At 54.7% G+C, this 24,589-nt stretch carries 26 protein-coding genes; 21 read left to right on the forward strand and 5 right to left on the reverse strand.

Annotated elements, in window-relative coordinates:
- Positions 1 to 143: 143 nt before the first annotated feature.
- Positions 144 to 2,774 (reverse strand): leucine--tRNA ligase, encoded by a 2,631-nt coding sequence (gene leuS / locus HMPREF2959_RS08025; protein WP_002243860.1) that lies wholly within the window; start codon positions 2,772 to 2,774, stop codon positions 144 to 146.
- Positions 2,775 to 3,040: 266 nt separating this feature from the next.
- On the opposite strand from leuS, the gene HMPREF2959_RS08035 reads away from it, so the two are divergent.
- From HMPREF2959_RS08035 to HMPREF2959_RS11345, 4 genes are all read left to right on the forward strand, one after another.
- Positions 3,041 to 3,556: an outer membrane protein assembly factor BamE gene (locus HMPREF2959_RS08035; protein WP_002214698.1), complete on the forward strand. Its 516-nt coding sequence runs from the start codon at positions 3,041 to 3,043 to the stop codon at positions 3,554 to 3,556.
- 6 nt (positions 3,557 to 3,562) lie between these two features.
- Positions 3,563 to 4,006: a hypothetical protein gene (locus tag HMPREF2959_RS08040; RefSeq protein ID WP_002241966.1), complete on the forward strand. Its 444-nt coding sequence runs from the start codon at positions 3,563 to 3,565 to the stop codon at positions 4,004 to 4,006.
- Positions 4,007 to 4,174: 168 nt separating this feature from the next.
- Positions 4,175 to 6,232: a polyphosphate kinase 1 gene (gene ppk1 / locus HMPREF2959_RS08045; RefSeq protein ID WP_002236163.1), complete on the forward strand. Its 2,058-nt coding sequence runs from the start codon at positions 4,175 to 4,177 to the stop codon at positions 6,230 to 6,232.
- A 24-nt stretch (positions 6,233 to 6,256) separates the two neighbouring features.
- Entirely contained in the window at positions 6,257 to 6,526 is a 270-nt protein-coding gene (locus HMPREF2959_RS11345; RefSeq protein ID WP_002218013.1) for a hypothetical protein, read from the forward strand.
- Here the strand turns inward: HMPREF2959_RS11345 and dnaN are convergent.
- Positions 6,495 to 7,598 carry a DNA polymerase III subunit beta gene (dnaN, locus tag HMPREF2959_RS08050; RefSeq protein WP_002243861.1) on the reverse strand — a complete coding sequence of 368 codons (1,104 nt, stop codon included), beginning with the start codon at positions 7,596 to 7,598 and terminating at the stop codon, positions 6,495 to 6,497. The genes HMPREF2959_RS11345 and dnaN overlap by 32 nt on opposite strands.
- 234 nt (positions 7,599 to 7,832) lie before the next feature.
- Positions 7,833 to 9,389 (reverse strand): chromosomal replication initiator protein DnaA, encoded by a 1,557-nt coding sequence (dnaA, locus tag HMPREF2959_RS08055; protein ID WP_002243862.1) that lies wholly within the window; start codon positions 9,387 to 9,389, stop codon positions 7,833 to 7,835.
- Between the two features lie 291 nt (positions 9,390 to 9,680).
- Here dnaA and rpmH point away from each other — a divergent pair, with 291 nt between their 5' ends.
- From rpmH to yidC, 4 genes are all read left to right on the forward strand, one after another.
- Positions 9,681 to 9,815: a 50S ribosomal protein L34 gene (gene rpmH / locus HMPREF2959_RS08060; RefSeq protein WP_002214728.1), complete on the forward strand. Its 135-nt coding sequence runs from the start codon at positions 9,681 to 9,683 to the stop codon at positions 9,813 to 9,815.
- A 2-nt stretch (positions 9,816 to 9,817) separates the two neighbouring features.
- Complete coding sequence (gene rnpA, locus HMPREF2959_RS08065; protein WP_002224103.1) at positions 9,818 to 10,183, forward strand: ribonuclease P protein component; 366 nt, start codon at positions 9,818 to 9,820, stop codon at positions 10,181 to 10,183.
- A gap of 64 nt (positions 10,184 to 10,247) precedes the next feature.
- Entirely contained in the window at positions 10,248 to 10,469 is a 222-nt protein-coding gene (yidD, locus tag HMPREF2959_RS08070) for a membrane protein insertion efficiency factor YidD (protein ID WP_002214730.1), read from the forward strand.
- Between the two features lie 172 nt (positions 10,470 to 10,641).
- Complete coding sequence (yidC, locus tag HMPREF2959_RS08080; protein ID WP_002243863.1) at positions 10,642 to 12,279, forward strand: membrane protein insertase YidC; 1,638 nt, start codon at positions 10,642 to 10,644, stop codon at positions 12,277 to 12,279.
- Between the two features lie 80 nt (positions 12,280 to 12,359).
- Here the strand turns inward: yidC and HMPREF2959_RS08085 are convergent, their stop codons facing one another.
- Both HMPREF2959_RS08085 and HMPREF2959_RS08090 read right to left on the reverse strand, forming a co-directional pair.
- A complete protein-coding gene (locus HMPREF2959_RS08085) occupies positions 12,360 to 13,085 on the reverse strand; it encodes an SAM-dependent methyltransferase (RefSeq protein ID WP_014582274.1) in 726 nt (241 codons plus the stop codon).
- A gap of 46 nt (positions 13,086 to 13,131) precedes the next feature.
- A complete protein-coding gene (locus HMPREF2959_RS08090) occupies positions 13,132 to 13,722 on the reverse strand; it encodes a Maf family protein (protein WP_002223064.1) in 591 nt (196 codons plus the stop codon).
- Between the two features lie 147 nt (positions 13,723 to 13,869).
- Between HMPREF2959_RS08090 and HMPREF2959_RS08095 the strand changes: the two genes are divergently transcribed.
- From HMPREF2959_RS08095 to fabG, 13 genes are all read left to right on the forward strand, one after another.
- Positions 13,870 to 14,373, forward strand: a complete 504-nt coding sequence (locus HMPREF2959_RS08095; RefSeq protein ID WP_002223065.1) for a YceD family protein — start codon at positions 13,870 to 13,872, stop codon at positions 14,371 to 14,373.
- 33 nt (positions 14,374 to 14,406) lie between these two features.
- Entirely contained in the window at positions 14,407 to 14,586 is a 180-nt protein-coding gene (gene rpmF / locus HMPREF2959_RS08100) for a 50S ribosomal protein L32 (protein ID WP_002214744.1), read from the forward strand.
- Positions 14,587 to 14,760: 174 nt separating this feature from the next.
- Positions 14,761 to 15,288, forward strand: coding sequence for a phosphoribosyltransferase (locus tag HMPREF2959_RS08105; RefSeq protein WP_002219854.1), 528 nt, complete (start codon positions 14,761 to 14,763; stop codon positions 15,286 to 15,288).
- Positions 15,289 to 15,375: 87 nt separating this feature from the next.
- The gene (plsX, locus tag HMPREF2959_RS08110; RefSeq protein WP_070696662.1) at positions 15,376 to 16,431 is read left to right on the forward strand and encodes a phosphate acyltransferase PlsX; all 1,056 of its coding nucleotides are present in this window, start codon (positions 15,376 to 15,378) and stop codon (positions 16,429 to 16,431) included.
- Positions 16,432 to 16,568: 137 nt separating this feature from the next.
- A complete protein-coding gene (locus HMPREF2959_RS08115) occupies positions 16,569 to 16,841 on the forward strand; it encodes a MafI family immunity protein (protein WP_002234335.1) in 273 nt (90 codons plus the stop codon).
- A 5-nt stretch (positions 16,842 to 16,846) separates the two neighbouring features.
- On the forward strand, positions 16,847 to 17,263 hold the full coding sequence (locus HMPREF2959_RS08120) for a DUF6911 family protein (RefSeq protein WP_083314165.1): 417 nt from the start codon (positions 16,847 to 16,849) through the stop codon (positions 17,261 to 17,263).
- 19 nt (positions 17,264 to 17,282) lie between these two features.
- Positions 17,283 to 17,486 carry a hypothetical protein gene (locus HMPREF2959_RS08125; protein ID WP_070696666.1) on the forward strand — a complete coding sequence of 68 codons (204 nt, stop codon included), beginning with the start codon at positions 17,283 to 17,285 and terminating at the stop codon, positions 17,484 to 17,486.
- 26 nt (positions 17,487 to 17,512) lie between these two features.
- Positions 17,513 to 18,475: a beta-ketoacyl-ACP synthase III gene (locus tag HMPREF2959_RS08130; RefSeq protein WP_002218026.1), complete on the forward strand. Its 963-nt coding sequence runs from the start codon at positions 17,513 to 17,515 to the stop codon at positions 18,473 to 18,475.
- Positions 18,476 to 18,521: 46 nt separating this feature from the next.
- Positions 18,522 to 18,929 (forward strand): DUF1294 domain-containing protein, encoded by a 408-nt coding sequence (locus HMPREF2959_RS08135; RefSeq protein ID WP_002243867.1) that lies wholly within the window; start codon positions 18,522 to 18,524, stop codon positions 18,927 to 18,929.
- Positions 18,930 to 19,023: 94 nt separating this feature from the next.
- A complete protein-coding gene (gene fabD, locus HMPREF2959_RS08140; RefSeq protein WP_002243868.1) occupies positions 19,024 to 19,950 on the forward strand; it encodes an ACP S-malonyltransferase in 927 nt (308 codons plus the stop codon).
- A 137-nt stretch (positions 19,951 to 20,087) separates the two neighbouring features.
- Complete coding sequence (msbA, locus tag HMPREF2959_RS08145; RefSeq protein WP_002243869.1) at positions 20,088 to 21,953, forward strand: lipid A export permease/ATP-binding protein MsbA; 1,866 nt, start codon at positions 20,088 to 20,090, stop codon at positions 21,951 to 21,953.
- A 99-nt stretch (positions 21,954 to 22,052) separates the two neighbouring features.
- Positions 22,053 to 23,618, forward strand: coding sequence for a glutamine-hydrolyzing GMP synthase (gene guaA / locus HMPREF2959_RS08150; RefSeq protein WP_002243870.1), 1,566 nt, complete (start codon positions 22,053 to 22,055; stop codon positions 23,616 to 23,618).
- Between the two features lie 61 nt (positions 23,619 to 23,679).
- The gene (fabG, locus tag HMPREF2959_RS08155) at positions 23,680 to 24,426 is read left to right on the forward strand and encodes a 3-oxoacyl-ACP reductase FabG (protein WP_002224105.1); all 747 of its coding nucleotides are present in this window, start codon (positions 23,680 to 23,682) and stop codon (positions 24,424 to 24,426) included.
- The last annotated feature ends 163 nt before the right edge of the window (positions 24,427 to 24,589 follow it).

Raw genomic sequence — 24,589 nt, forward strand, 5'->3', positions numbered from 1 at the left:
AACGCCGTACTGGTTTAAAGTTAATCCGCTATATTTGAGGTCTGTCATGCGGACAACCCAATCTGCCTTAAAAAGGCCGTCTGAAACCCTGTTTCCCAGTTTTCAGACGGCCTTTATCCGTATGGCTAAACCTTAAGAGCGGTTTAGACGACGATATTCACCAAGCGTCCGGGTACGACGATGATTTTCTTCGCCGGTTTGCCTTCCATGAATTTCACCGCGCCTTCGGTGGCGAGTGCGGCGGCTTCGAGGTCGGCTTTGGATGCGTCGGCGGCGACGGTGATTTTACCGCGCAGTTTGCCGTTGACTTGAACCATGACTTCGATTTCGGATTTGACCAAGGCGGCTTCGTCGACTGTCGGCCAGCCTGCTTCCCACAGTTTCGCACCGTTCAATTCGCTCCACAGGGTTTCGCAGATGTGCGGCACGATGGGCCACAGCAGGCGTACGGCGGTTTCCAATACTTCTTGGGCGACGGCGCGGCCTTGTTCGCCACCGGTGTCGGTTTTGTCGTATTGGTTGAGCAGTTCCATCACGGCGGCGATGACGGTGTTGAACTGCTGACGGCGGCCGTAGTCGTCGCTGACTTTGGCGATAGTGGAATGCAGTTTGTGGCGCAGGTCTTTGAGTTCTTTAGACAAACCGTCTTGGCTGCCTGCGAACGCGTTGACTGCTTCGCCTTGCTTCAAGTATTCGTAAACGGTACGCCACAGGCGGCGCAGGAAGCGGTGCGCGCCTTCGACGCCGCTGTCGCTCCATTCGAGGGACTGTTCGGGCGGTGCGGCGAACATCATGAACAGGCGGGCGGTGTCTGCGCCGTAGGCGTTAATCAGTTCTTGCGGATCGACGCCGTTGTTTTTGGACTTGGACATTTTTTCCGTGCCGCTGATGACGACGGGCAGTCCGTCGACTTTCAGGACGGCGGAAACAGGGCGGCCTTTGTCGTCAAAAGTCAGCTCGACATCGGCGGGGTTGATCCAATCTTTGCCGCCTTTGTCGTTTTCGCGGTAGTAGGTTTCGCAAACGACCATGCCTTGCGTCAGCAGGCGTTCAAACGGTTCGTCAACATTGACCAAACCTTCGTCGCGCATCAGTTTGGTGAAGAAACGCGCGTACAAGAGGTGCAAAATCGCGTGTTCGATGCCGCCGATGTATTGGTCGACCGCGCCCCAGTATTTCGCGGCGGCAGGATCGACCATGCCGTCTGAAAATTTTGGCGACATATAGCGGAAGAAATACCAGCTCGATTCCATGAAGGTGTCCATGGTGTCGGTTTCGCGTTTTGCCGCGCCGCCGCAGCATGGGCAGGCAGTTTCGTAAAACTCGGGCATTTTTGCCAGCGGCGAACCCATGCCGTCGGGTACGACGTTTTCAGGCAAAACGACCGGCAATTGGTCGGCAGGGACGGGTACGTCGCCGCATTGTTCGCAATGGACGATGGGAATCGGGCAGCCCCAGTAGCGTTGGCGCGAAATGCCCCAGTCGCGCAGGCGGTATTGGGTTTTCGGTTCGCCCGCGCCTTGGCTTTGCAGCTTGGCGGCGACGGCGTCGAATGCCGTCTGAAAATCCAAGCCGTTCAAGTCGCCGCTGTTGACCAATACGCCGTTTTCTTTGTCGCCGTACCATTCTTGCCATCGGTTTGCGTCGAATGCGTTGTCGCCGACGGCAATGACTTGTTTTTTAGGCAGATTGTATTTGGCGGCGAACTCGAAATCGCGTTCGTCGTGCGCCGGAACCGCCATTACCGCGCCGTCGCCGTAGCCCCACAATACATAGTTGGCAATCCACACTTCCAGCTTGTCGCCGTTGAGCGGGTTGACGACGTAGCGGCCGGTCGGCACGCCTTTTTTCTCCATCGTCGCCATATCAGCTTCGGCAACCGAACCGGCTTTGCATTCGGCAATAAATGCCTGCAATTCGGGTTTGTCGGCGGCTGCGGCGGTTGCCAGCGGATGCTCGGCGGCAACGGCAACATAAGTCGCGCCCATCAGCGTGTCGGGGCGGGTGGTGTAAACTTGCAGGAATTTCGCGTAATCGCCTTCCAAGCCTTGTTTGCTGTCGTCTGAAACGGCGAAGCGCACGGTCATACCGCGAGATTTGCCGATCCAGTTGCGCTGCATGGTTTTGACTTGTTCAGGCCAGTGTTCCAGTTTGTCCAAGTCGTTGAGCAGCTCTTCGGCGTAATCGGTGATTTTGAAGTAATACATCGGGATTTCGCGTTTTTCGATTAACGCTCCCGAACGCCAGCCGCGTCCGTCGATGACTTGCTCGTTGGCAAGGACGGTTTGGTCGACCGGGTCCCAGTTCACCGTGCCGTTTTTGCGATAGACGATGCCTTTTTCAAACAGCTTGGTAAACAGCCATTGTTCCCAGCGGTAGTATTCGGGTTTGCAGGTTGCGGTTTCGCGCGCCCAGTCAATCGCAAAACCCAGGCTTTTGAGCTGGGTTTTCATGTATTCGATGTTATCGTACGTCCAAGCGGCAGGGGCGACGTTGTTTTTCATCGCCGCGTTTTCCGCCGGCATGCCGAACGCGTCCCAACCCATAGGCTGCATGACGTTGAAGCCGTTTAAAAGTTTGAAGCGGCTCAATACATCGCCGATGGTGTAGTTGCGCACATGCCCCATGTGCAGCTTGCCGCTGGGATAGGGGAACATGGAGAGGCAATAATATTTGGGTTTGGAAGCGTCTTCGGAGACGTTGAAAATACGGGCGTCGTCCCATTTTTTCTGCGCCGCAGGCTCGATGGCGGCGGGTTGGTAATGTTCTTGCATGGTCATTCTGTTTTTCGCTTGAAAACGTTAGGAATTTAAAGGAGGAATTATAACAGGTTGCCGATGTCGGCGAATCGGCAAATTGCCGGCAGGATGCGTAAATTCGCACGCGCATCATTCCGTATGCCGTACAAATACACCGCGTTTACTGATACGCACGTTTTTTATGCTAATATTACAAACCAAAATCAAATGTTTAAAACTCTCCTGATGCGGCTCTTCCGAACAAAAGGCAGACGGGCATCGGGTAAAAGAGGATTCTGCATATGAAAATCAAACAAATCGTCAAACCGGGCTTGGCAGTATTGGCGGCGGGCGTTCTGTCTGCCTGCGCAACCAAAAGCAACGTCAAAGCCGACGGAACGACCGACAATCCGGTTTTCCCGAAACCCTATTCCGTAACGCTCGACAACAATCGCGGTACATTCCCGACCTATGACGAATTGGACTTGATGCGTCCCGGTCTGACCAAAGACGACATCTACAAAATCCTGGGTCGTCCGCATTACGACGAAGGTATGTACGGCGTGCGCGAATGGGATTATCTGTTCCACTTCCACACCCCGGGCGTAGGCATCGACCCTGAAAACACTTCCGGCGTAGAAGGCATTACCACCTGTCAATACAAAATTATTTTCGATAAAGACAAATTTGCCCGCAGCTTCTACTGGAACCCCGTCTTCCCGAAAGATGCCGCCTGTCCGCCGCCCGCACCCAAAGCCGAGCCGCAAGTCATCATCCGCGAAATCGTGCCCGCCAAACCCAAACGCATCCGCCAATAAGCCGCTATGCCGTTGCGCCTGCTTTTAGGGATATTGTGCGACCTATCGATGGTTGCCCCCGTATATGCACAGGGGCAGCCGGATGCGGTCAATGCCTATATCCAAAAGAAAAAAGTCATCGTCGATACATCCAAAGCGGAACTCTGTTTCGCTGACGACCGTCAGTGCCACCCCGTCCTCATCGGTGTTGCCACGCCCAAGGGGACGTTCGGGCTGACGCTGAACAGTACCGACAAGCCCGGATACGGCGGCGAAGTCATCGGTTTCAAGCAGGAGGGTGATTTTCTTTTCGCCCTGCACCGCGTTTGGAATCAGATACCGTCGGAAAGGCGGAACGAACGCATCGCCTCCCCGTCCGTGTCCGACAGGATTATGACCAACGGCTGCATCAACGTCAGCGATGCGGTGTACGAAAAACTGCGTCATTATTTTGTGTTGGAAGTGATTTGAAACAGACGGATACCGCACGCGCCGGTATCTGTTTTCACATTGCCCCGATGCCTGAAACAGACTGTCCGCCACGTCATGCCGTCTGAAACCGGCGCAGATGCCGCCAAGCCTTCAGACGGCATTGCCTGCCCGCTCCGACCGAACAACAACCATCTTTGGGAGAACCTTATGCCCGAACAAAACCGCATCCTCTGCCGCGAACTGAGCTTGCTGGCATTCAACCGCCGCGTGTTGGCGCAGGCGGAAGACCAAAACGTCCCCCTTTTGGAACGCCTGTGCTTCCTGTGCATCGTTTCATCCAACCTCGACGAGTTTTTCGAAGTCCGCATGGCGTGGCTCAAACGTGAAAACAAGCTGCACCCCCGGCGCAGGCTGGACAACGGCAAAATGCCGTCTGAAACCATCGCCGACGTTACCGAAGCGGCGCGCTCCCTGATACGGCACCAGTACGACCTGTTCAACAACGTCCTTCAGCCCGAGTTGGCGCGGGAAGGCATCCATTTTTACCGCCGCCGCAATTGGACAGACACACAGAAAAAATGGATTGAAGACTATTTTGACCGTGAGTTGTTGCCGATTCTGACCCCCATTGGCCTTGACCCGTCCCACCCCTTCCCGCGACCGCTGAACAAATCGCTCAACTTCGCCGTCGAACTCGACGGCACGGACGCGTTCGGCAGGCCTTCGGGGATGGCGATTGTGCAGGCACCGCGCATCCTGCCGCGCGTTGTTCCCCTGCCGTCCGAACTGTGTGGCGGCGGACACGGCTTCGTCTTCCTGTCGTCCATCCTCCACGCCCACGTCGGCAAACTCTTCCCGGGCATGAACGTCAAAGGCTGCCACCAGTTCCGCCTCACGCGCGACAGCGACTTGACCGTTGACGAAGAAGACGTACAAAACCTCCGCGCCGCCATTCAAAACGAGTTGCACGACCGCGAATACGGCGACGGCGTGCGGCTCGAAGTCGCCGACACCTGTCCCGCCTACATCCGCGACTTTCTGCTCGCGCAATTCAAACTGACCGCCGCCGAACTCTATCAGGTCAAAGGCCCGGTCAACCTCGTGCGCCTCAACGCCGTCCCCGATTTGGTTGACCGTCCTGATTTAAAATTTCCGCCCCATACACAAGGCAGGTTGAAAGCCTTGGGTAAAAACGGCTCGATATTCAAACTGATACGCCGCGCACCCATCCTGCTGCACCACCCCTACCAATCCTTCAATCCCGTTGTCGAAATGATGCGCGAAGCCGCCGCCGACCCCGCCGTGCTTGCCGTCAAAATGACGATTTACCGCACCGGCACGCGTTCCGAACTCGTCCGCGCCCTGATGAAGGCGGCACTCGCCGGCAAACAAGTAACCGTCGTCGTCGAACTGATGGCGCGTTTTGACGAAGCCAACAACGTCAACTGGGCGAAGCAGCTCGAAGAGGCGGGCGCGCACGTCGTGTACGGCGTGTTCGGCTACAAAGTCCACGCCAAGATGGCACTGGTCATCCGCCGCGAAGACGGCGTACTCAAGCGTTACGCCCACCTCGGCACGGGTAACTACCACCAAGGCACATCGCGCATCTACACCGACTTCGGCATCATTACCGCCGACGAACAAATCACCGCCGATGTGAACACATTGTTTATGGAAATCACAGGCTTGGGCAAACCCGGGCGGCTGAACAAACTCTACCAAAGCCCGTTTACCCTGCACAAAATGGTTATCGACCGCATCGCACGCGAAACCGAACACGCAAAAGCCGGCAAACCGGCGCGGATTACCGCCAAGATGAATTCGCTCATCGAACCGACCGTCATCGAAGCCCTGTATCGGGCAAGCGCGGCAGGCGTACAAATCGATTTGATTGTGCGCGGTATGTGCACCTTGCGCCCGGGTGTAAAAGGCTTGTCCGAAAACATCCGCGTCCGCTCCATCATCGGCAGGCAGCTCGAACACGCGCGCGTGTATTGCTTCCACAACAACGGCGCGGACGATACCTTTATCTCCAGCGCGGATTGGATGGGGCGCAACTTCTTCCGCCGCATCGAAACCGCCGCGCCGATTACCGCGCCCGAACTCAAAAAACGCGTCATCCGCGAAGGTTTGGAAATGGCATTGGCAGACAATACGCACGCGTGGCTGATGCAGCCCGACGGCGGCTATATCCGCGCCGCGCCCGCCGAGGGCGAATCCGAAGCCGACCTGCAAAACGATTTGTGGACACTGCTCGGAGGCTGACCCGCACCGCCCCAATCAAAAACCATGCCGTCTGAAACCTTTCCGTTTCAGACGGCATGGTTTTACAGCAATCTAAACAGGGCGGACCGGAGTCAAAAACACACCTTCGCCATTCCTGCACAAGCACTTCCCCTATACGCTCCCAACCCCAATCCGCCGCATTCCAGACGGCATTACCTTTCCGACAGCCGAACAAAACCCCGAATCCGTCTGCACGGTTCGGGGTATATCTCCAATACGGGCATCGTGTTCCGGAAAACCGTCAAATCCGCATCGGCATCACAATATATTTGAAATTCGGATTGTTCGGCACGGTAAACAGCGTCGAGCGGTTGGCATCGCCGAAGGCAAGCTGCATATCGTCGGAATGGATGTTGCGCAACACGTCCATCAGATAGCCGATATTGAAACCGACTTCGAGTTCGCCGCCCTGATAGGCGATTTCGATTTCTTCGCGCGCTTCTTCCTGCTCGTTGTTGCTGCACACAACGCTCAACAGGCCGGGTTGCAGGAACAGGCGCGCGCCACGGAATTTTTCGTTGGCAAGAATGGACACACGTTCCAGCGCGCCCAAAAGTTCGGCACGGGACAAAACGAAAATCTTGTCGTTGTCCAAAGGGATGACGCGGTTGAAATGGGGGAATTTGCCGTCGATGACCTTGCTGACGATGGTCGTGCCGTTGCATTGGAAACGCACCTGTTTGTCCAGCAGCTCGATTTGAATCGGATCGTCGGGGTTGTTCAACAGTTTGAACAGTTCCAGCACCGTTTTGCGCGGCAAAATCACTTCGGCGCGCGGCAAATCCGCATCAATCGCGCAGGCTGCATAGGCAAGGCGGTGTCCGTCGGTCGCCACAAGGCGCAACTGGCTGCCCTCAACCTGCATCAGCAGACCGTTGAGATAATAGCGGATGTCCTGCACCGCCATGCTGTACTGCACTTGCGACAGCATGGTTTTGAAACGCTCCTGCTCCAGCGAGAAAGTCGCGCTGATGTCCTCGCCGACATTCATCATCGGAAAATCGGCGGCAGGCAGGGTCTGCAGGGCAAAACGCGATTTGCCCGCTTTCAGCGTCAGACGGCTGTCGTCCCAATCCAGCGACACCAGCGCACCGGCAGGCAGTGCCCGTAAAATATCCTGAAATTTCTTGGCATTGGTGGTGATGCGGAAGTCGCCCGCGCCGCCCTCGGGACCCGCAGTGTCGATTTGGATTTCCAAATCGGTTGCCAAGAGTTTGGTCTGACCGCCTTTTCCCTCAATCAGGACGTTGGACAGGATGGGCAGGGTGTGGCGGCGTTCGACGATGCCGGTAACGGCTTGCAGCGGCTTGAGCAGGCTGTCGCGTTCGGCTTGTAAAATCAACATGTTCGCTCCTTTAAATCGGTTTGTATAGTGGATTAAATTTAAATCAGGACAAGGCGACGAAGCCGCAGACAGTACAGATAGTACGGAACCGATTCACTTGGTGCTTAGCACCTTTAGAGAATCGTTCTCTTCGAGCTAGGGCGAGGCAACGCCGTACTGGTTTAAAGTTAATCCGCTATATCTTTACCCTTCGGACGGCATGGGCAATATCATGTCGTCTGAAAACGTTTTCCATCAGTTTTGAATCAGAATCAGCAGCTTTTCATAATCCTGAGCCAATTCCGGATCTTCTTCGCGCAGTTTCGCCACTGCCCTGATGCCGTGCATAACGGTCGTATGATCGCGCCCGCCAAACGAATCGCCGATAGACGGCAGGCTCAAAGTGGTCAGTTCTTTGGTCAGGCTCATCGCCACCTGGCGCGGACGGGCAATGTTGCGCGTGCGTTTTTTGCCGAGTACGTCGCTGATTTTGATGCGGTAATATTTGGCAACGGCATCAATAATGATATCGGCGGTAATGACCTTATGCTTCTCGGCAATAATGTCCTGCAAAGCGGTACGCGCCAAATCGATGTCGATGACGGGACGGTTCATAAAGCGGCTGCTCGCTCCGACACGGTTAAACGCGCCTTCAAGCTCGCGCACGTTGGAACGGATCAGATTGGCAATGAACAGCGCGGCTTCGTCTTCAATACTGATGCCCGCCGCTTCCGCCTTTTTCTGCAAAATGGCGATGCGCATTTCCAATTCGGGCGGCTCGAGTTCCAAAGTCAGTCCCCATGAAAAACGGGATTTGAGGCGGTCGTCCATGCCTTCGATTTTGGCGGGTAAAACATCGCAAGTGAGGATCAGCTGTTTTTTCTCGTTGTGGAAATGGTTGTACAGATAGAAAAACTCTTCCATCGTACGGTCTTTTCCTTTAATAAACTGAATATCGTCGATAATCAGCAGGTCGTATTGCTTGTATTGCTGCTTGAATACGTCATAGGTATTGTTGCGAACCGCCTTCATAAAGCTGCGGATATAGTCGTCCGAATGCATATAGCGCACTTTGGCATCGGGACGGTTTTTCAACAGTTCGTTGCCGACCGCCTGCACAAGGTGGGTTTTACCCAAACCCGTACTGCCATAGAGGAAGAACGGGTTATAACTCTGTCCCGGACTTTCCGCAATCGCCTGCGCGGCGGCAGCTGCAAGGCGGTTGCCCTTACCTTCGACCAATGTGTCGAACGTATAGTCCGGCGACAGATTGGTCTGCTCGTAACGCGCCTCTTCCGCATCGCGCTGTGCATCCGTCCGTGCTTTGGCAACTGCCGCCGATTCCGGCCGGGAAGCAGACCCGGCAGCCTGACGCGGCTCGTGCGGCAGGTTTCTCATACGTTCTGCCAAAATATCCGCCGCCGTTTTCGACGCAGCGGGTTTGACAGGCTCTTCAGACGGCAGCTCGTCCAACAGAACCTCCTGCACAGGCATCTCCTCCGACCCCGCGTGCAAGGACGGCTCGGCAGGTTCGACAGCACCTTCAACCGCCGCCATCTCATAACACACGCCTTCTCCCGGTTTGAATACGAAGGCGGAACGGCCGGCAGCCAACTCTTCCCTCACCGCTTCTATTTTTCCGGCAAACTGGCTCTTGAGCATATTGCAGGCAAACTGGTTCTTGCCGTACACCACCCATACGCCACCCTCCTCACCGACGGTAAGGGGCGCAATCCATTGCGCAAACTGCCCTTGAGGCAACATATCGTGAAGACGGCGGAGGCACAGCGGCCAAAACTCTGCTAATGTCATGGATAGGCTCGAATCGGTAAAAATGAAATCGAAAACAAAGAAAATATAATATTTTCAAAAAGAAAACAAATCTGTTGAACGCACATCGGTTCAAAACGCGACTGCCCGATTATACCGACTCACGAATATTTTATCCACAACCCGTGCAAAAATTTATCCACAGAAAGGCGGCGAAAATCCGCAGGCAATCGGGCAATCTTCCTGCAAAGTTTCTATATTGATTGACAAAAGCGGCAAATTGGAGTGTAATTCACGGTTTAATTATCTACCCATTCTATTTTAGGAAACATCATGAAACGCACTTATCAACCTTCCGTTACCAAACGCAAACGCACCCACGGCTTCCTGGTGCGCTCCAAAACACGCGGCGGCCGCGCAGTATTGGCCGCACGCCGTGCCAAAGGCCGCAAACGCCTGGCGGTATAATTTTGGACTACCGCTTCGGAAGGCAGTACCGCTTGTTAAAAACGGATGATTTTTCATCCGTTTTTGCATTCAGAAACCGCCGCAGCCGCGACCTGCTGCAAGTTTCGCGTTCAAACGGCAACGGGCTGGACCATCCCCGCATCGGTCTGGTGGTCGGCAAAAAAACCGCCAAACGCGCCAACGAACGAAATTATATGAAGCGCGTCATCCGCGACTGGTTCAGATTGAACAAAAACCGGCTGCCGCCGCAGGATTTCGTCGTGCGCGTCCGCCGTAAATTCGACAGGGCTACCGCAAAACAGGCAAGGGCGGAACTGGCACAACTCATGTTCGGCAACCCCGCAACCGGATGCAGGAAACAGGCATGATCAGAACGGTACTCTGCAGGCAAGGTTCAGACGGCAACGGGTTTCCCATACAAGGAACATCCCGATGAACTTCCTATTGTCCAAACTCCTGCTGGGACTGATACGGTTCTACCAATATTGCATCAGCCCGCTGATTCCGCCGCGCTGCCGTTATACGCCGACCTGTTCGCAATACGCGGTCGAAGCGGTCAAAAAATACGGCGCATTCAAAGGCGGCCGGCTCGCCATCAAGCGCATTGCACGCTGCCACCCTTTCGGCGGACACGGACACGACCCCGTCCCCTGAACCGCCCCGCCGCCCGAACTGCACGCTTTCCTTTTATTTCCCATCGGTTTCTATATAATGCCGTCTGAAACTTCGGGCTGGCGGCACGACCGTCGGGTATGAAGCCCGCCCTTATTCCCCGTCTATCGGAACACGCAACCTGCGGCATTTCCGACCATTCAGGAAACTCTATATGGATTTTAAAAGACTCACGGCGTTTTTCGCCATCGCGCTGGTGATTATGATCGGCTGGGAAAAGATGTTCCCCACTCCGAAGCCCGTCCCCGCGCCCCAACAGGCAGCACAACAACAGGCCGTAACCGCTTCCGCCGAAGCCGCGCTCGCGCCCGCAACGCCGATTACCGTAACGACCGACACGGTTCAAGCCGTCATTGATGAAAAAAGCGGCGACCTGCGCCGGCTGACCCTGCTCAAATACAAAGCAACCGGCGACGAAAATAAACCGTTCATCCTGTTTGGCGACGGCAAAGAATACACCTACGTCGCCCAATCCGAACTTTTGGACGCGCAGGGCAACAACATTCTAAAAGGCATCGGCTTTAGCGCACCGAAAAAACAGTACAGCTTGGAAGGCGACAAAGTTGAAGTCCGCCTGAGCGCACCTGAAACACGCGGTCTGAAAATCGACAAAGTTTATACTTTCACCAAAGGCAGCTATCTGGTCAACGTCCGCTTCGACATCGCCAACGGCAGCGGTCAAACCGCCAACCTGAGCGCAGACTACCGCATCGTCCGCGACCACAGCGAACCCGAGGGTCAAGGTTACTTTACCCACTCTTACGTCGGCCCTGTTGTTTATACCCCTGAAGGCAACTTCCAAAAAGTCAGCTTTTCCGATTTGGACGACGATGCCAAATCCAGCAAATCCGAAGCCGAATACATCCGCAAAACCCCGACCGGCTGGCTCGGTATGATCGAACACCACTTCATGTCCACCTGGATCCTCCAACCCAAAGGCGGACAAAGCGTTTGCGCCGCAGGCGAATGCAGCATCGACATCAAACGCCGCAACGACAAGCTGTACAGCGCAAGCGTCAGCGTTCCCCTTGCCGCCATCCCGGCCGGCGCGAAAGCCGAAACCGCCGTCAACCTCTACGCCGGCCCGCAGACCACATCCGTCATCGCAAACATCGCCGACAACCTGCAACTGGCCAAAGACTACGGCAAAGTACACTGGTTCGCCTCCCCCCTCTTTTGGCTTTTGAACCAACTGCACAACATCATCGGCAACTGGGGCTGGGCGATTATCGTTTTAACCATCATCGTCAAAGCCGTACTGTATCCATTGACCAACGCCTCTTACCGCTCTATGGCGAAAATGCGTGCCGCCGCACCCAAACTGCAAGCCATCAAAGAGAAATACGGCGACGACCGTATGGCGCAACAACAGGCGATGATGCAGCTTTACACAGACGAGAAAATCAACCCGCTGGGCGGCTGCCTGCCTATGCTGTTGCAAATCCCCGTCTTCATCGGATTGTATTGGGCATTGTTCGCCTCCGTAGAATTGCGCCAGGCACCTTGGCTGGGTTGGATTACCGACCTCAGCCGCGCCGACCCCTACTACATCCTGCCCATCATTATGGCGGCAACGATGGTCGCCCAAACTTATCTGAACCCGCCGCCGACCGACCCGATGCAGGCGAAAATGATGAAAATCATGCCTTTGATTTTCTCCGTCATGTTCTTCTTCTTCCCTGCCGGTCTGGTATTGTACTGGGTGGTCAACAATCTCTTAACCATCGCCCAGCAATGGCACATCAACCGCAGCATCGAAAAACAACGCGCCCAAGGCGAAGTCGTTTCCTAAATGCCGCAGCATGAAAAATGCCGTCTGAAACCTGTTCAGACGGCATTTTTATTGTCCACCCCCTATCGGGACGGAAATCTTCAACCCGCATACATCACAAAAATCGTCGGGCGTTTTTTCAAATTCGGCATTTCTTTTCTTTTTCGCCACTGAGCAATCGTCTGGCTGATGATTTCCTGAGTCGGTAAGGTCAAGTCCGTAGCCACACATAAGCGCGTTTCAGGATGCAGGTTTTCCACCGCATCCGCCAACAACGCATCGTTGCGATATGGCGTTTCGATAAACAGCTGCGTTTCATTCTGCTGGCGCGAACGTTGTTCCAAAGCCTTCAAACTCTGAATCCGCTCATTTTTTTCAGACGGCAAATAACCCTTAAACGCAAAACTCTGCCCATTCGCACCCGAAGCCATCAGCGCCAGCAACAAGCTGGACGGACCGACCAAAGGCCGTACTTCAAAACCGTGTTTATGCGCCAATGCCACCAAATTCGCACCCGGATCAGCCACAGCCGGGCAACCCGCCTCACTGACAATGCCTATACTGCGCCCTTCTTGCAAAGGTTTCAGCAATTCCGGCAAAGTCTTCAAATCCGTGTGTTCATTCAATGTTTGCAGATTCAGCTCGCGGATAGGCGTAGTCACGCCCAAATGTTTCAAATGCGCGCGCGCCGTTTTTTCCGCTTCCACGACAAAATCCGTCAGCCCGACAACCGCCCGTTGTTCATGCGGCAACAGGCACGGCGTATCGGGCGTACCCAAAGGCGTAGGAATCAAATACAAAACAGGAGACACCATTCCCTCACTCATCGGTTAAAAATGCCGTCTGAACCCTTCAGACGGCATAAACGGGCAGTTACAGAACCTCCACGCCCTCATTTTTCAAAAAATCAACCAGACGGAAAACCGGCAAACCGATTAAAGCATTCGGATCGGTACTCTCAATCCTTTCGATCAACAATGCACCCAAAGCCTCGCTCTTCAACGCACACGAGCAATAAACCGCATCAGGCTCGCGCTCCAAATAGCGGAGGATGTGTAGCTCGTCCAACTTCCTCATCACGACCACCGTCTTATCGATATGCCGCTGCATCCTGCCCGTAACCGTATTTAGCAGAACGACCGCGCTGTAAAACTCAATCTCCCTGCCGCTCAAATGCATCAACATCTTGTGCGCATTAGCAAGGTTCATCGGCTTGCCCCACTGCCTGCCGTCGCACCACGCCACCTGGTCCGCACCGACAATCAACGCCTCTGGGAAACGCCCGGCCAACGACCGCGCCTTACCCTCGGCAAGGCGCAATGCCGTCTGAGGGGCAGACTCCCCCAACATCGGCGTTTCGTCAAAATCGGGGGACGCCGCCTGAAAGGCAATGCCGAGCCTTTCCATCTGTTCGCGGCGGAAAACCGAACTCGTACCCAAAATCAAAGGCAGTTCCAAACCCATCCCATCCTCCTTACCGTTGAAAACACGCCCGAAGGGGCGGTAAAATCCAGCCATGCGCCGAAACACGGATACCCGCCTTCGGCGTACCGCAACATTTTTCTTAAAAATATTGACGTTAGAACATCTAAATTATATCATATCTCGTTTATGTCAGACCCTAATTTGATTGACCCGGAAATTTTCGCCGCCGAAGGGCAGAATCTGCAAGGCAGTTTTCTGCTGGAAGAATTGGATGAACGCGTCAGTTCGCACGATTATCCCGCCGACAGGCAGACCAAAATATCGTTTACACTGACCGGCGGTCGCGATCGGCTGCAACGCCTGTTCCTCGACCTGAACGTCAAAGCCGATATGCCCCTGATTTGCCAGAGATGTATCAAACCCATGCCGTTCATGCTTGATGAAAGCAGCCGTATCGTCCTGTTTTCCAACGAAGAGTCCTTGGACGAATCCATGCTTGCCGACGAAGAACTCGAAGGCATACTGATTGAAAAAGAACTCGACGTGCGCACATTGGTAGAAGACCAAATCCTGATGTCCCTGCCCTTTTCGCCGCGACACGAAGACTGCGGCGACAATGGGACACTGGAAGAAGTCAATCGGGACAAACCCAACCCCTTTGCTGTTTTGGCAGGTTTGAAAAGCAGTTAATTAGGACACAGTTTATTTATCTAGGAGCTTGAAATGGCCGTTCAACAAAACAAAAAATCCCCTTCCAAACGCGGTATGCACCGTTCGCACGACGCGCTGACCGCGCCTGCACTGTCTGTCGACAGCACAACCGGCGAAGTACACCGCCCGCACCACATCTCCCCCAACGGTATGTACCGCGGCCGCAAAGTGGTCAAAGCCAAAGGCGAATAATCCCTATTCGACTGACTGAAAAAGCCAGAACATTGCCATGCAATTACTGGCTTTTTTTGCATTGGACGCACCATCCGTCCAAACTTTCGCCATACGTCAACACACAGGGGCAAAGCGTTCCGTATAATACCCCGTGAAAATATTCCAAAAGCCCCAACCACCAAGGAAATTCCGATGAAACAGAAAATCTGGTACACCTACGATGACATCCACCGCGTCATCAAAGCATTGGCAGAAAAAATCCGGAACGCCGACATCAAATACGATGCCATGATTGCCATCGGCGGCGGCGGCTTTATTCCGGCACGTATGCTGCGCTGTTTTCTGGAAATTCCGATTTATGCCGTAACCACCGCCTATTACGACAGCGACAACGAAGGACAGGTTACCGAAGAAGTCAAAAAAGTCCAATGGCTAGACCCCGTTCCAGAAGCCCTGCGGGGCAAAAACGTACTCGTCGTCGATGAAGTGGACGACAGCCGCGTAACCATGGAATTTTGCCTGACAGAGCTGCTCAAAGAAGACTTCGGTACGATCGGCGTCGCCGTACTGCACGAAAAAATCAAAGCCAAAGCAGGCAAAATCCCCGAAGGCATTCCCTATTTCAGCGGCATCACCGTAGAAGACTGGTGGATCAACTATCCGTGGGACGCACTCGACATCGACGAACACAACCGCCTTGCCGAGGCCGGCCGAGGCTGACCCTTTCAGACGGCATATTTTCCGAACCGATGCCGTCTGAAGCCCGCACGACCCCTGCCGCAGACCGAAAACCTACCGGAGAACCCTATGATTACACTTGCCGTAGATGCCATGGGCGGCGACCAAGGACTTGCCGTTACCGTACCCGGCGCAACCGCATTCCTCCAAGCACACCCCGATGTCCGCCTGATTATGACCGGCGACGAAACGCAACTGCGCCAAGCCCTGACCGCGGCAGGCGCACCGAAGGAACGCATCGACATCTGCCATACCACCCAAGTTGTCGGCATGGATGAATCCCCTCAGTCCGCCCTAAAGAACAAAAAAGACTCCTCCATGCGCGTCGCCATCAACCAAGTTAAAGAAGGCAAAGCCCAAGCCGCCGTATCCGCAGGCAACACAGGCGCGCTCATGGCAACCGCACGTTTCGTCCTCAAGACCATACCCGGCATCGAACGCCCCGCCATCGCCAAATTCCTCCCGTCCGACACCGACCATGTTACCCTTGCACTCGACCTCGGCGCGAACGTCGACTGCACGCCCGAACAGCTCGCCCAATTTGCCGTTATCGGCAGCGAACTCGTCCACGCACTCCATCCTCAAAAAGGACAGCCGCGCGTCGGGCTGGTCAACGTGGGCACGGAAGACATCAAAGGTACGGACACCGTCAAACAAACCTACAAACTGCTGCAAAACAGCAAACTCAACTTTATCGGCAACATCGAAAGCAACGGCATCCTGTACGGCGAAGCAGATGTCGTCGTCGCCGACGGCTTTGTCGGCAACGTCATGCTCAAAACCATCGAAGGCGCGGTCAAATTCATGAGCGGAGCCATCCGCCGCGAATTCCAAAGCAACCTGTTCAACAAACTTGCCGCCGTTGCCGCCCTGCCCGCCCTCAAAGGGCTGAAAAACAAACTCGATCCGCGCAAATTCAACGGGGCCATCCTGCTCGGGCTGCGCGGCATCGTGATTAAAAGCCACGGCGGCACAGACGAAACCGGTTTCCGCTATGCCCTCGAAGAAGCCTACCATGAAGCCAAGTCTGCCAGCCTTTCCAAAATCGAACAAGGCGTAGCCGAACAGCTCGCCGCACTCGAAGCTGCCAAAGCCGTCCAAAACGAAATCGCCGCCGACTTGTAACACGCGCGATGCCGTCCGAACGCCCCCGCCCCTTTCAGACGGGGCATCCGCCCGCACCAAACCTGCGGGCGCGGACGGCGATGCGCCTGTCCGGCACTTCCCAAATACTTCCCTGTAAAATAAGGAGTATTTGAAAAATGAAGACATTAGAAAAACGGATGAAAGCTCTAGACAAACGGATGATGAAGTTAGGAAAATCCCTTGAAGGCAGGCTTGATGCCCGTCTGATTGAATCCGCATTGGATTATATTCATTATTCGGAACGTTTTTTGGCTTTTGAAATCCTGTGTACTTATATTGAAGATTTCGATATCCGGCTGACGGAACAAGAATCCCAAGAAATTTCTTTTATTGACAAGGAATTTAGGACAGAAAGTACGTTAGATTATCCAATAAAATCAACGGGATGATAAACATGAAAACATCAACGGTTGTTTTTGGCGGATTTTTTATTACAGATAATGGAGAACGAATCCAAATCCCCGTTTTGGAAAATCCTGGCATTAAAGAAATCAATCACTTTTTTTCCATATCAAATTTTGAGAAAAAAGCCGGCGTCCTTGTTTTCAGAATCATCCCCGAGCCGGAATTTGGCAATACCGAATTAACTATCTATTTTGAAAAAGGATATTATTTGCCAATGATTCAAACAATTTTAGAAGGCGGGGATATTGAAGTCAAACACCTTAAAACGGAAAATTATAGTGGAAATACAATGGAAATTTGGGGAGATTCCTACCCTATTGAGCATATCTCTAAAAATATTTCTACAATTCAAAATATAATTTCTGAATTTATGATACAAAAACAAACACCGGCACCAATAATTTGATGGAAACCCAACAATCAAAATGCCGTCTGAAGCATGTTTGGTTTTCAGACGGCATTTCCTTCGCTTAACACAGCGTATCGGCAACCCCGCCCTGCCCGTCCACGGCAATCTGCATCTGAAAACCATCTGTATCCCAAACCACACCCCCATCCCTGTTTCCGTCATTTGCACCCTGCCCGTATTGGGCAATCATCGGTTTTTCGCTTACAATAGCCGAATCTGAACCAACTCTCTAAAAAGGCCGTTCCCATGCAGTATGCAAAAATTTCCGGCACGGGCAGCTATCTTCCCGCCAACCGCGTCAGCAATGACGACCTTGCCCAAAAGGTAGATACCTCTGACGAGTGGATTACCGCGCGCACGGGCATCAAGTTCCGCCATATTGCAGCCGAAAATGAGAAAACCAGCGATCTTGCCGCCGAAGCAGCCCGCCGCGCGCTGGATGCAGCCGGATTAGACAGCGGCGAAATCGATTTGATTATCGTGGCGACGGCAACGCCGGATATGCAGTTTCCTTCTACCGCCACCATCGTGCAGCAAAAATTGGGCATCACCAACGGCTGTCCCGCGTTTGACGTACAGGCAGTGTGCGCAGGCTTTATGTACGCGCTGACCACGGCAAACGCCTACATCAAAAGCGGCATGGCAAAAAACGCGCTGGTCATCGGCGCGGAAACCTTCAGTCGCATTGTAGACTGGAACGACCGCACAACCTGCGTATTGTTCGGCGACGGCGCGGGCGCGGTGGTTTTGAGCGCGGCGGACAAACCGGGCATCATCCACAGCAAACTCAAAGCCGACGGCAATTATCTGAAACTCTTAAACGTCCCCGGGCAAATCGCCTGCGGCAAAGTTTCCGGTTCGCCGTACATTTCGATGGACGGTCCCGGCGTGTTCAAGTTTGCCGTCAAAATGCTGTCCAAAATCGCCGATGACGTTATCGAAGAAGCCGGTTACACCGCCGCTCAAATCGACTGGATCGTGCCGCATCAGGCAAACCGCCGCATTATCGAATCGACCGCGAAACATTTGGGGCTGAGTATGGACAAAGTCGTCCTGACCGTCCAAGACCACGGCAACACGTCCGCCGCCTCGATTCCGCTGGCTTTGGATACAGGCATCCGCAGCGGACAAATCAAACGCGGTCAAAACCTGCTGCTCGAAGGCATCGGCGGTGGTTTCGCGTGGGGCGCGGTGCTGTTGCAATATTGAACCCGATGCCGTCTGAAGCAGGTTTTCAGACGGCATTTCCCATATCATGAAGCGGCAGGCTTTCTTCAAACCAATTGCGTGTGCGGCATTTCTGTCTGCCGTTTCGCTGCGCCTCCCCGTATTGGGCGCGTGTTACGCAATATTGTCCCTCTATGCGTTTGCACTTTACGGCATCGACAAACGGCGTGCCGTGCGGGGAAAACGCCGCATTCCCGAACACCGCCTGCTGCTGCCTGCCTTGTTCGGCGGTTGGGCGGGCGCATACTTGGGCAGCAGGATATTCAGGCATAAAACGGCGAAAAAGCGTTTTGTTGTGCTGTTCCGTCTGACTGTTTCAGGTAATGTCCTGGCGACCCTCATCCTGATTTATAGTGGATTAAATTTAAACCAGTACGGCGTTGCCTCGCCTTGCCGTACTATTTGTACTGTCTGCGGCTTCGTCGCCTTGTCCTGATTTAAATTTAATCCACTATATTATTTTGTCCCGCCTGAATTTTTCGTAAAACTCGGGCAGAATACCTGATTATCCAACCAAACAAAGGAATACTATGTCTTTTGCCTTCTTTTTTCCCGGACAAGGTTCCCAAAGCCTCGGTATGATGAACGGCTTTGCCGAACACGCCATCGTCAAAAACACCTTTGCCGAAGCCTCCGCCATATTGGGGCAGGACTTGTGGGCGATGATTAACGGCAGCGATGCCGAAATCATCGGACAAACCGTCAATACCCAGCCCATCATGCTCGCCGCCGGCGTTGCCGTTTACCGCGCCTATTTAGAAGCGGGCGGCAAAACGCCTGCCGCCGTTGCCGGACACAGCCTCGGCGAATACACCGCACTCGTTGCCGCCGGCGCATTGAATTTTGCCGACGCGGTCAAACTCGTGCGCCTGCGCGCCGAACTGATGCAGTCCGCCGTACCGCAAGGCGTGGGCGCAATGGCGGCGATTCTCGGCTTGGAAGATGAGCAGGTTAAAGCCATTTGCGCCGAAGCCGCCCAAGGCGAAGTGGTCGAAGCCGTCAACTTCAACTCACCCGGACAAATCGTGATTGCAGGCAACGCCGCCGCCGTCGAGCGCGCCATGACCGCCGCCAAAGAAGCCGGTGCCAAACGCGCCCTGCCGCTGCCCGTGTCCGTACCTTCCCATTGCAGCCTGATGAAACCCGCCGCCGAAAAACTTGCCGAAGCCCTGAAATCGGTTGTAATCAAACAGCCGCAAATCCGCGTTATCCACAACGCCGACGTTGCCGCCTACGATGATGCCGACAAAATCAAAGACGCGCTCGTCCGCCAGCTTTACAGCCCCGTACGCTGGACGGAAACCGTCAACGCCCTTGTTTCAGACGGCATCACCGAATCCGCCGAATGCGGCCCGGGCAAAGTTCTGGCAGGTTTGGCAAAACGCATCAACAAAGCCGCCGCGTGCAGCGCGCTGACCGATGCCGGACAGATTGCCGCCTTTATCGAAGCACACTGACTTCGTTCCGCAAAAAGCAGCCTGCCCTCTTCAGGCTGCTTTTCACGTCCGAACGGCGGCAGCCCCGTATTTACGCTATAATCCATCCCGACCAAACCACCGACAGCGGCTGCCGTTGCAGTTCCCGCCCTACCGATATGATAGAAAAACTGACTTTCGGACTGTTTAAAAAAGAAGACGCGCGCAGCTTTATGCGCCTGATGGCGTACGTCCGCCCCTACAAAATCCGCATCGTTGCCGCCCTGATTGCCATTTTCGGCGTTGCCGCCACCGAAAGCTACCTTGCCGCCTTCATCGCCCCCCTGATTAACCACGGCTTTTCCGCACCTGCCGCGCCGCCCGAGCTGTCTGCCGCCGCCGGCATCATTTCCACCCTGCAAAACTGGCGCGAACAGTTTACCTATATGGTTTGGGGGACGGAAAACAAAATCTGGACCGTCCCGCTCTTCCTCATCATCCTCGTCGTCATCCGTGGCATCTGCCGCTTTACCAGCACCTATCTGATGACTTGGGTCTCCGTGATGACCATCAGCAAAATCCGCAAAGATATGTTTGCCAAAATGCTGACCCTTTCCTCCCGCTACCATCAGGAAACGCCGTCCGGCACCGTACTGATGAATATGCTCAACCTGACCGAACAGTCGGTCAGTAACGCCAGCGACATCTTCACCGTCCTCACGCGCGACACGATGATCGTTACCGGCCTGACCATCGTCCTGCTTTACCTCAACTGGCAGCTCAGCCTCATCGTCGTCCTGATGTTCCCCCTGCTCTCCCTGCTCTCGCGCTACTACCGCGACCGTCTGAAACACGTCATTTCCGACTCGCAAAAAAGCATAGGCACGATGAACAACGTGATTGCCGAAACCCATCAGGGACACCGCGTCGTCAAGCTGTTCAACGGGCAGGCGCAGGCGGCAAACCGGTTCGACGCGATCAACCGCACCATCGTCCGCCTCAGCAAAAAAATCACGCAGGCAACGGCGGCACATTCCCCGTTCAGCGAACTAATCGCCTCGATCGCCCTCGCCGTCGTCATCTTCATCGCCCTGTGGCAAAGCCAAAACGGCTACACCACCATCGGCGAATTTATGGCATTCATCGTCGCGATGCTGCAAATGTACGCCCCCATCAAAAGCCTTGCCAACATTAGCATCCCTATGCAGACGATGTTCCTCGCCGCCGACGGCGTATGTGCATTTCTCGACACCCCGCCCGAACAGGACAAAGGCACGCTCGCACCGCAGCGTGTCGAAGGGCGCATCAGCTTCCGCAACGTCGATGTCGAATACCGTTCGGACGGCATCAAAGCCCTCGACGGCTTCAACCTCGACATCAGACAAGGCGAACGCGTCGCCCTGGTCGGACGTTCCGGCAGCGGCAAATCCACCGTCGTCAACCTGCTGCCCCGCTTTGTCGAACCGTCTGCCGGCAACATCTGCATAGACGGTATCGACATCGCCGACATCAAACTCGACTGCCTGCGCGCCCAATTCGCCCTCGTCTCCCAAGACGTATTCCTGTTTGACGACACCCTGTTTGAAAACGTCCGCTACAGCCGTCCCGACGCGGGCGAATCCGAAGTCCTATCCGCCCTCCAAGCCGCTAACCTGCAAAGCCTGATCGACGCATCACCGCTCGGACTGCACCAGCCCATCGGATCGAACGGCAGCAACTTATCCGGCGGACAGCGGCAACGCGTCGCCATTGCCCGCGCCATTTTGAAAGACGCGCCGATATTATTATTGGACGAAGCCACCAGCGCATTAGACAACGAATCCGAACGCCTCGTCCAACAAGCGCTCGAACGCCTGATGGAAAACCGCACCGGCATCATCGTCGCCCACCGCCTGACCACCATCGAAGGGGCCGACCGCATCATCGTAATGGACGACGGCAAAATCATCGAACAAGGCACACACGAACAACTGATGTCCCAAAACGGCTACTACACGATGTTACGCAATATCTCAAACAAAGATGCCGCCGTCCGGACGGCATAAACAAAATGCCGTCTGAAATGGTACAATCGCTCCGACCCCTTCAGACGGCATCATATCCGCCGACCCATCCGATTATCTTCAATCACCGTAAAACCCATTATGACCCAAGACAAAATCCTCATCCTCGACTTCGGTTCTCAAGTTACCCAGCTGATTGCCCGCCGCGTGCGCGAAGCCCACGTTTACTGCGAACTGCATTCCTTCGATATGCCTTTGGACGAAATCAAAGCCTTCAACCCCAAAGGCATCATCCTCTCCGGCGGCCCCAATTCCGTTTACGAATCCGACTATCAAGCCGATACCGGCATCTTTGATTTGGGCATTCCGGTTTTGGGCATCTGCTACGGAATGCAGTTTATGGCGCACCACTTGGGCGGCGAAGTGCAGCCCGGCAACCAGCGCGAATTCGGTTATGCGCAAGTTAAAACCATAGACAGCGGACTGACACGCGGCATTCAAGACGACGCGCCCAACACACTCGACGTATGGATGAGCCACGGCGACAAAGTGTCCAAACTGCCCGACGGTTTCGCCGTCATCGGCGACACTCCGTCCTGCCCGATTGCCATGATGGAAAACACCGAAAAACAATTCTACGGCATCCAGTTCCACCCCGAAGTTACCCACACCAAACAAGGTCGCGCCCTGTTGAACCGCTTTGTCTTGGACATCTGCGGCGCGCAACCGGGCTGGACGATGCCGAACTACATCGAAGAAGCCGTTGCCAAAATCCGCGAACAGGTCGGCAGCGACGAAGTGATTTTAGGTTTGTCCGGCGGCGTGGACTCTTCCGTAGCGGCCGCGCTGATTCACCGTGCCATCGGCGACCAACTGACCTGCGTGTTCGTCGATCACGGTTTGTTGCGCCTGAACGAAGGCAAAATGGTGATGGATATGTTCGCCCGCAACTTGGGTGTGAAAGTGATTCACGTCGATGCCGAAGGGCAGTTTATGGCGAAACTCGCCGGCGTGACCGACCCCGAGAAAAAACGCAAAATCATCGGCGCGGAATTTATCGAAGTATTTGATGCCGAAGAGAAAAAACTCACCAACGCCAAATGGCTGGCGCAAGGCACGATTTACCCTGACGTAATCGAATCCGCAGGCGCGAAAACCAAAAAAGCCCACGCCATCAAATCGCACCACAATGTCGGCGGCCTGCCTGAAAACATGAAGCTCAAGCTGCTTGAGCCTTTGCGCGACTTGTTTAAAGACGAAGTGCGCGAACTGGGCGTTGCTTTGGGTCTGCCGCGCGAAATGGTGTACCGCCATCCGTTCCCCGGCCCCGGTTTGGGCGTGCGCATCTTGGGCGAAGTGAAAAAAGAATACGCCGACTTATTGCGTCAAGCAGACGATATTTTCATCCAAGAATTACGCAACACCACCGACGAAAACGGCACATCTTGGTACGACCTGACCAGCCAGGCATTTGCCGTATTCCTGCCTGTGAAATCCGTCGGCGTAATGGGCGACGGACGCACTTACGACTACGTCGTCGCACTGCGCGCAGTCATCACCAGCGACTTCATGACCGCACACTGGGCAGAACTGCCTTACTCACTGCTCGGACGCGTGTCCAACCGCATCATCAACGAAGTCAAAGGCATCAACCGCGTGGTGTACGATGTCAGCGGCAAACCGCCTGCCACCATCGAGTGGGAATAACCAGCAAACAGGGCTGCACCGTCCGGCGCAGTCTTTCGATTATCGGAAAAAAGGAAAAAATATGAGCACACAAGATTTAAGCGGCAAAATCGCTTTGGTAACCGGCGCATCGCGCGGTATCGGTGCAGCAATTGCCGACACACTGGCGGCAGCCGGTGCCAAAGTCATCGGTACGGCGACCAGTGAGAGCGGTGCGGCGGCGATTAGCGAGCGGTTGGCGCAATGGGGCGGCGAAGGCCGCGTATTAAATTCCGCCGAACCCGAAACCGTCGAAAACCTGATTGCCGACATCGAAAAAACGTTCGGCAAACTCGATATTCTGGTCAACAACGCCGGCATCACCCGCGACAACCTCCTGATGCGCATGAAAGAAGAAGAGTGGGACGACATCATGCAGGTCAACCTCAAATCCGTGTTCCGCGCTTCTAAAGCCGTCTTGCGCGGCATGATGAAGCAGCGCGCCGGCCGTATCATCAACATCACATCCGTCGTCGGCGTGATGGGCAATGCCGGTCAAACCAACTATGCCGCGGCAAAAGCAGGCTTAATCGGTTTCTCCAAATCCATGGCGCGCGAAGTCGGCAGCCGGGGCATTACCGTCAACTGCGTCGCCCCCGGCTTTATCGATACCGATATGACCCGCGCCCTGCCGGAAGAAACCCGCCAAGCCTTTACCGCCCAAACCGCCTTGGGCAGATTCGGCGACGCGCAAGACATTGCCGATGCGGTTTTGTTCCTCGCTTCCGATCAGGCGAAATACATTACCGGCCAGACGCTGCACGTCAACGGCGGCATGCTGATGCCCTGACGGACAGCCGTGCCGACAATGCCGTCTGAAGCCCTTTCAGACGGCATTTGCATTCCCAAACAAAATGAACACACACCACACCCTGCCCTGCCCCTGCGGTTCAGGCACAAGCTGAGACCTTTGCAAAACTCCTTTCCCTCCCGACAGCCGAAACCCAAACACA

The organism is Neisseria sp. HMSC070F02 (assembly GCF_001814225.1).
In the GTDB taxonomy this organism is placed as follows: Bacteria; Pseudomonadota; Gammaproteobacteria; order Burkholderiales; family Neisseriaceae; genus Neisseria; species Neisseria meningitidis.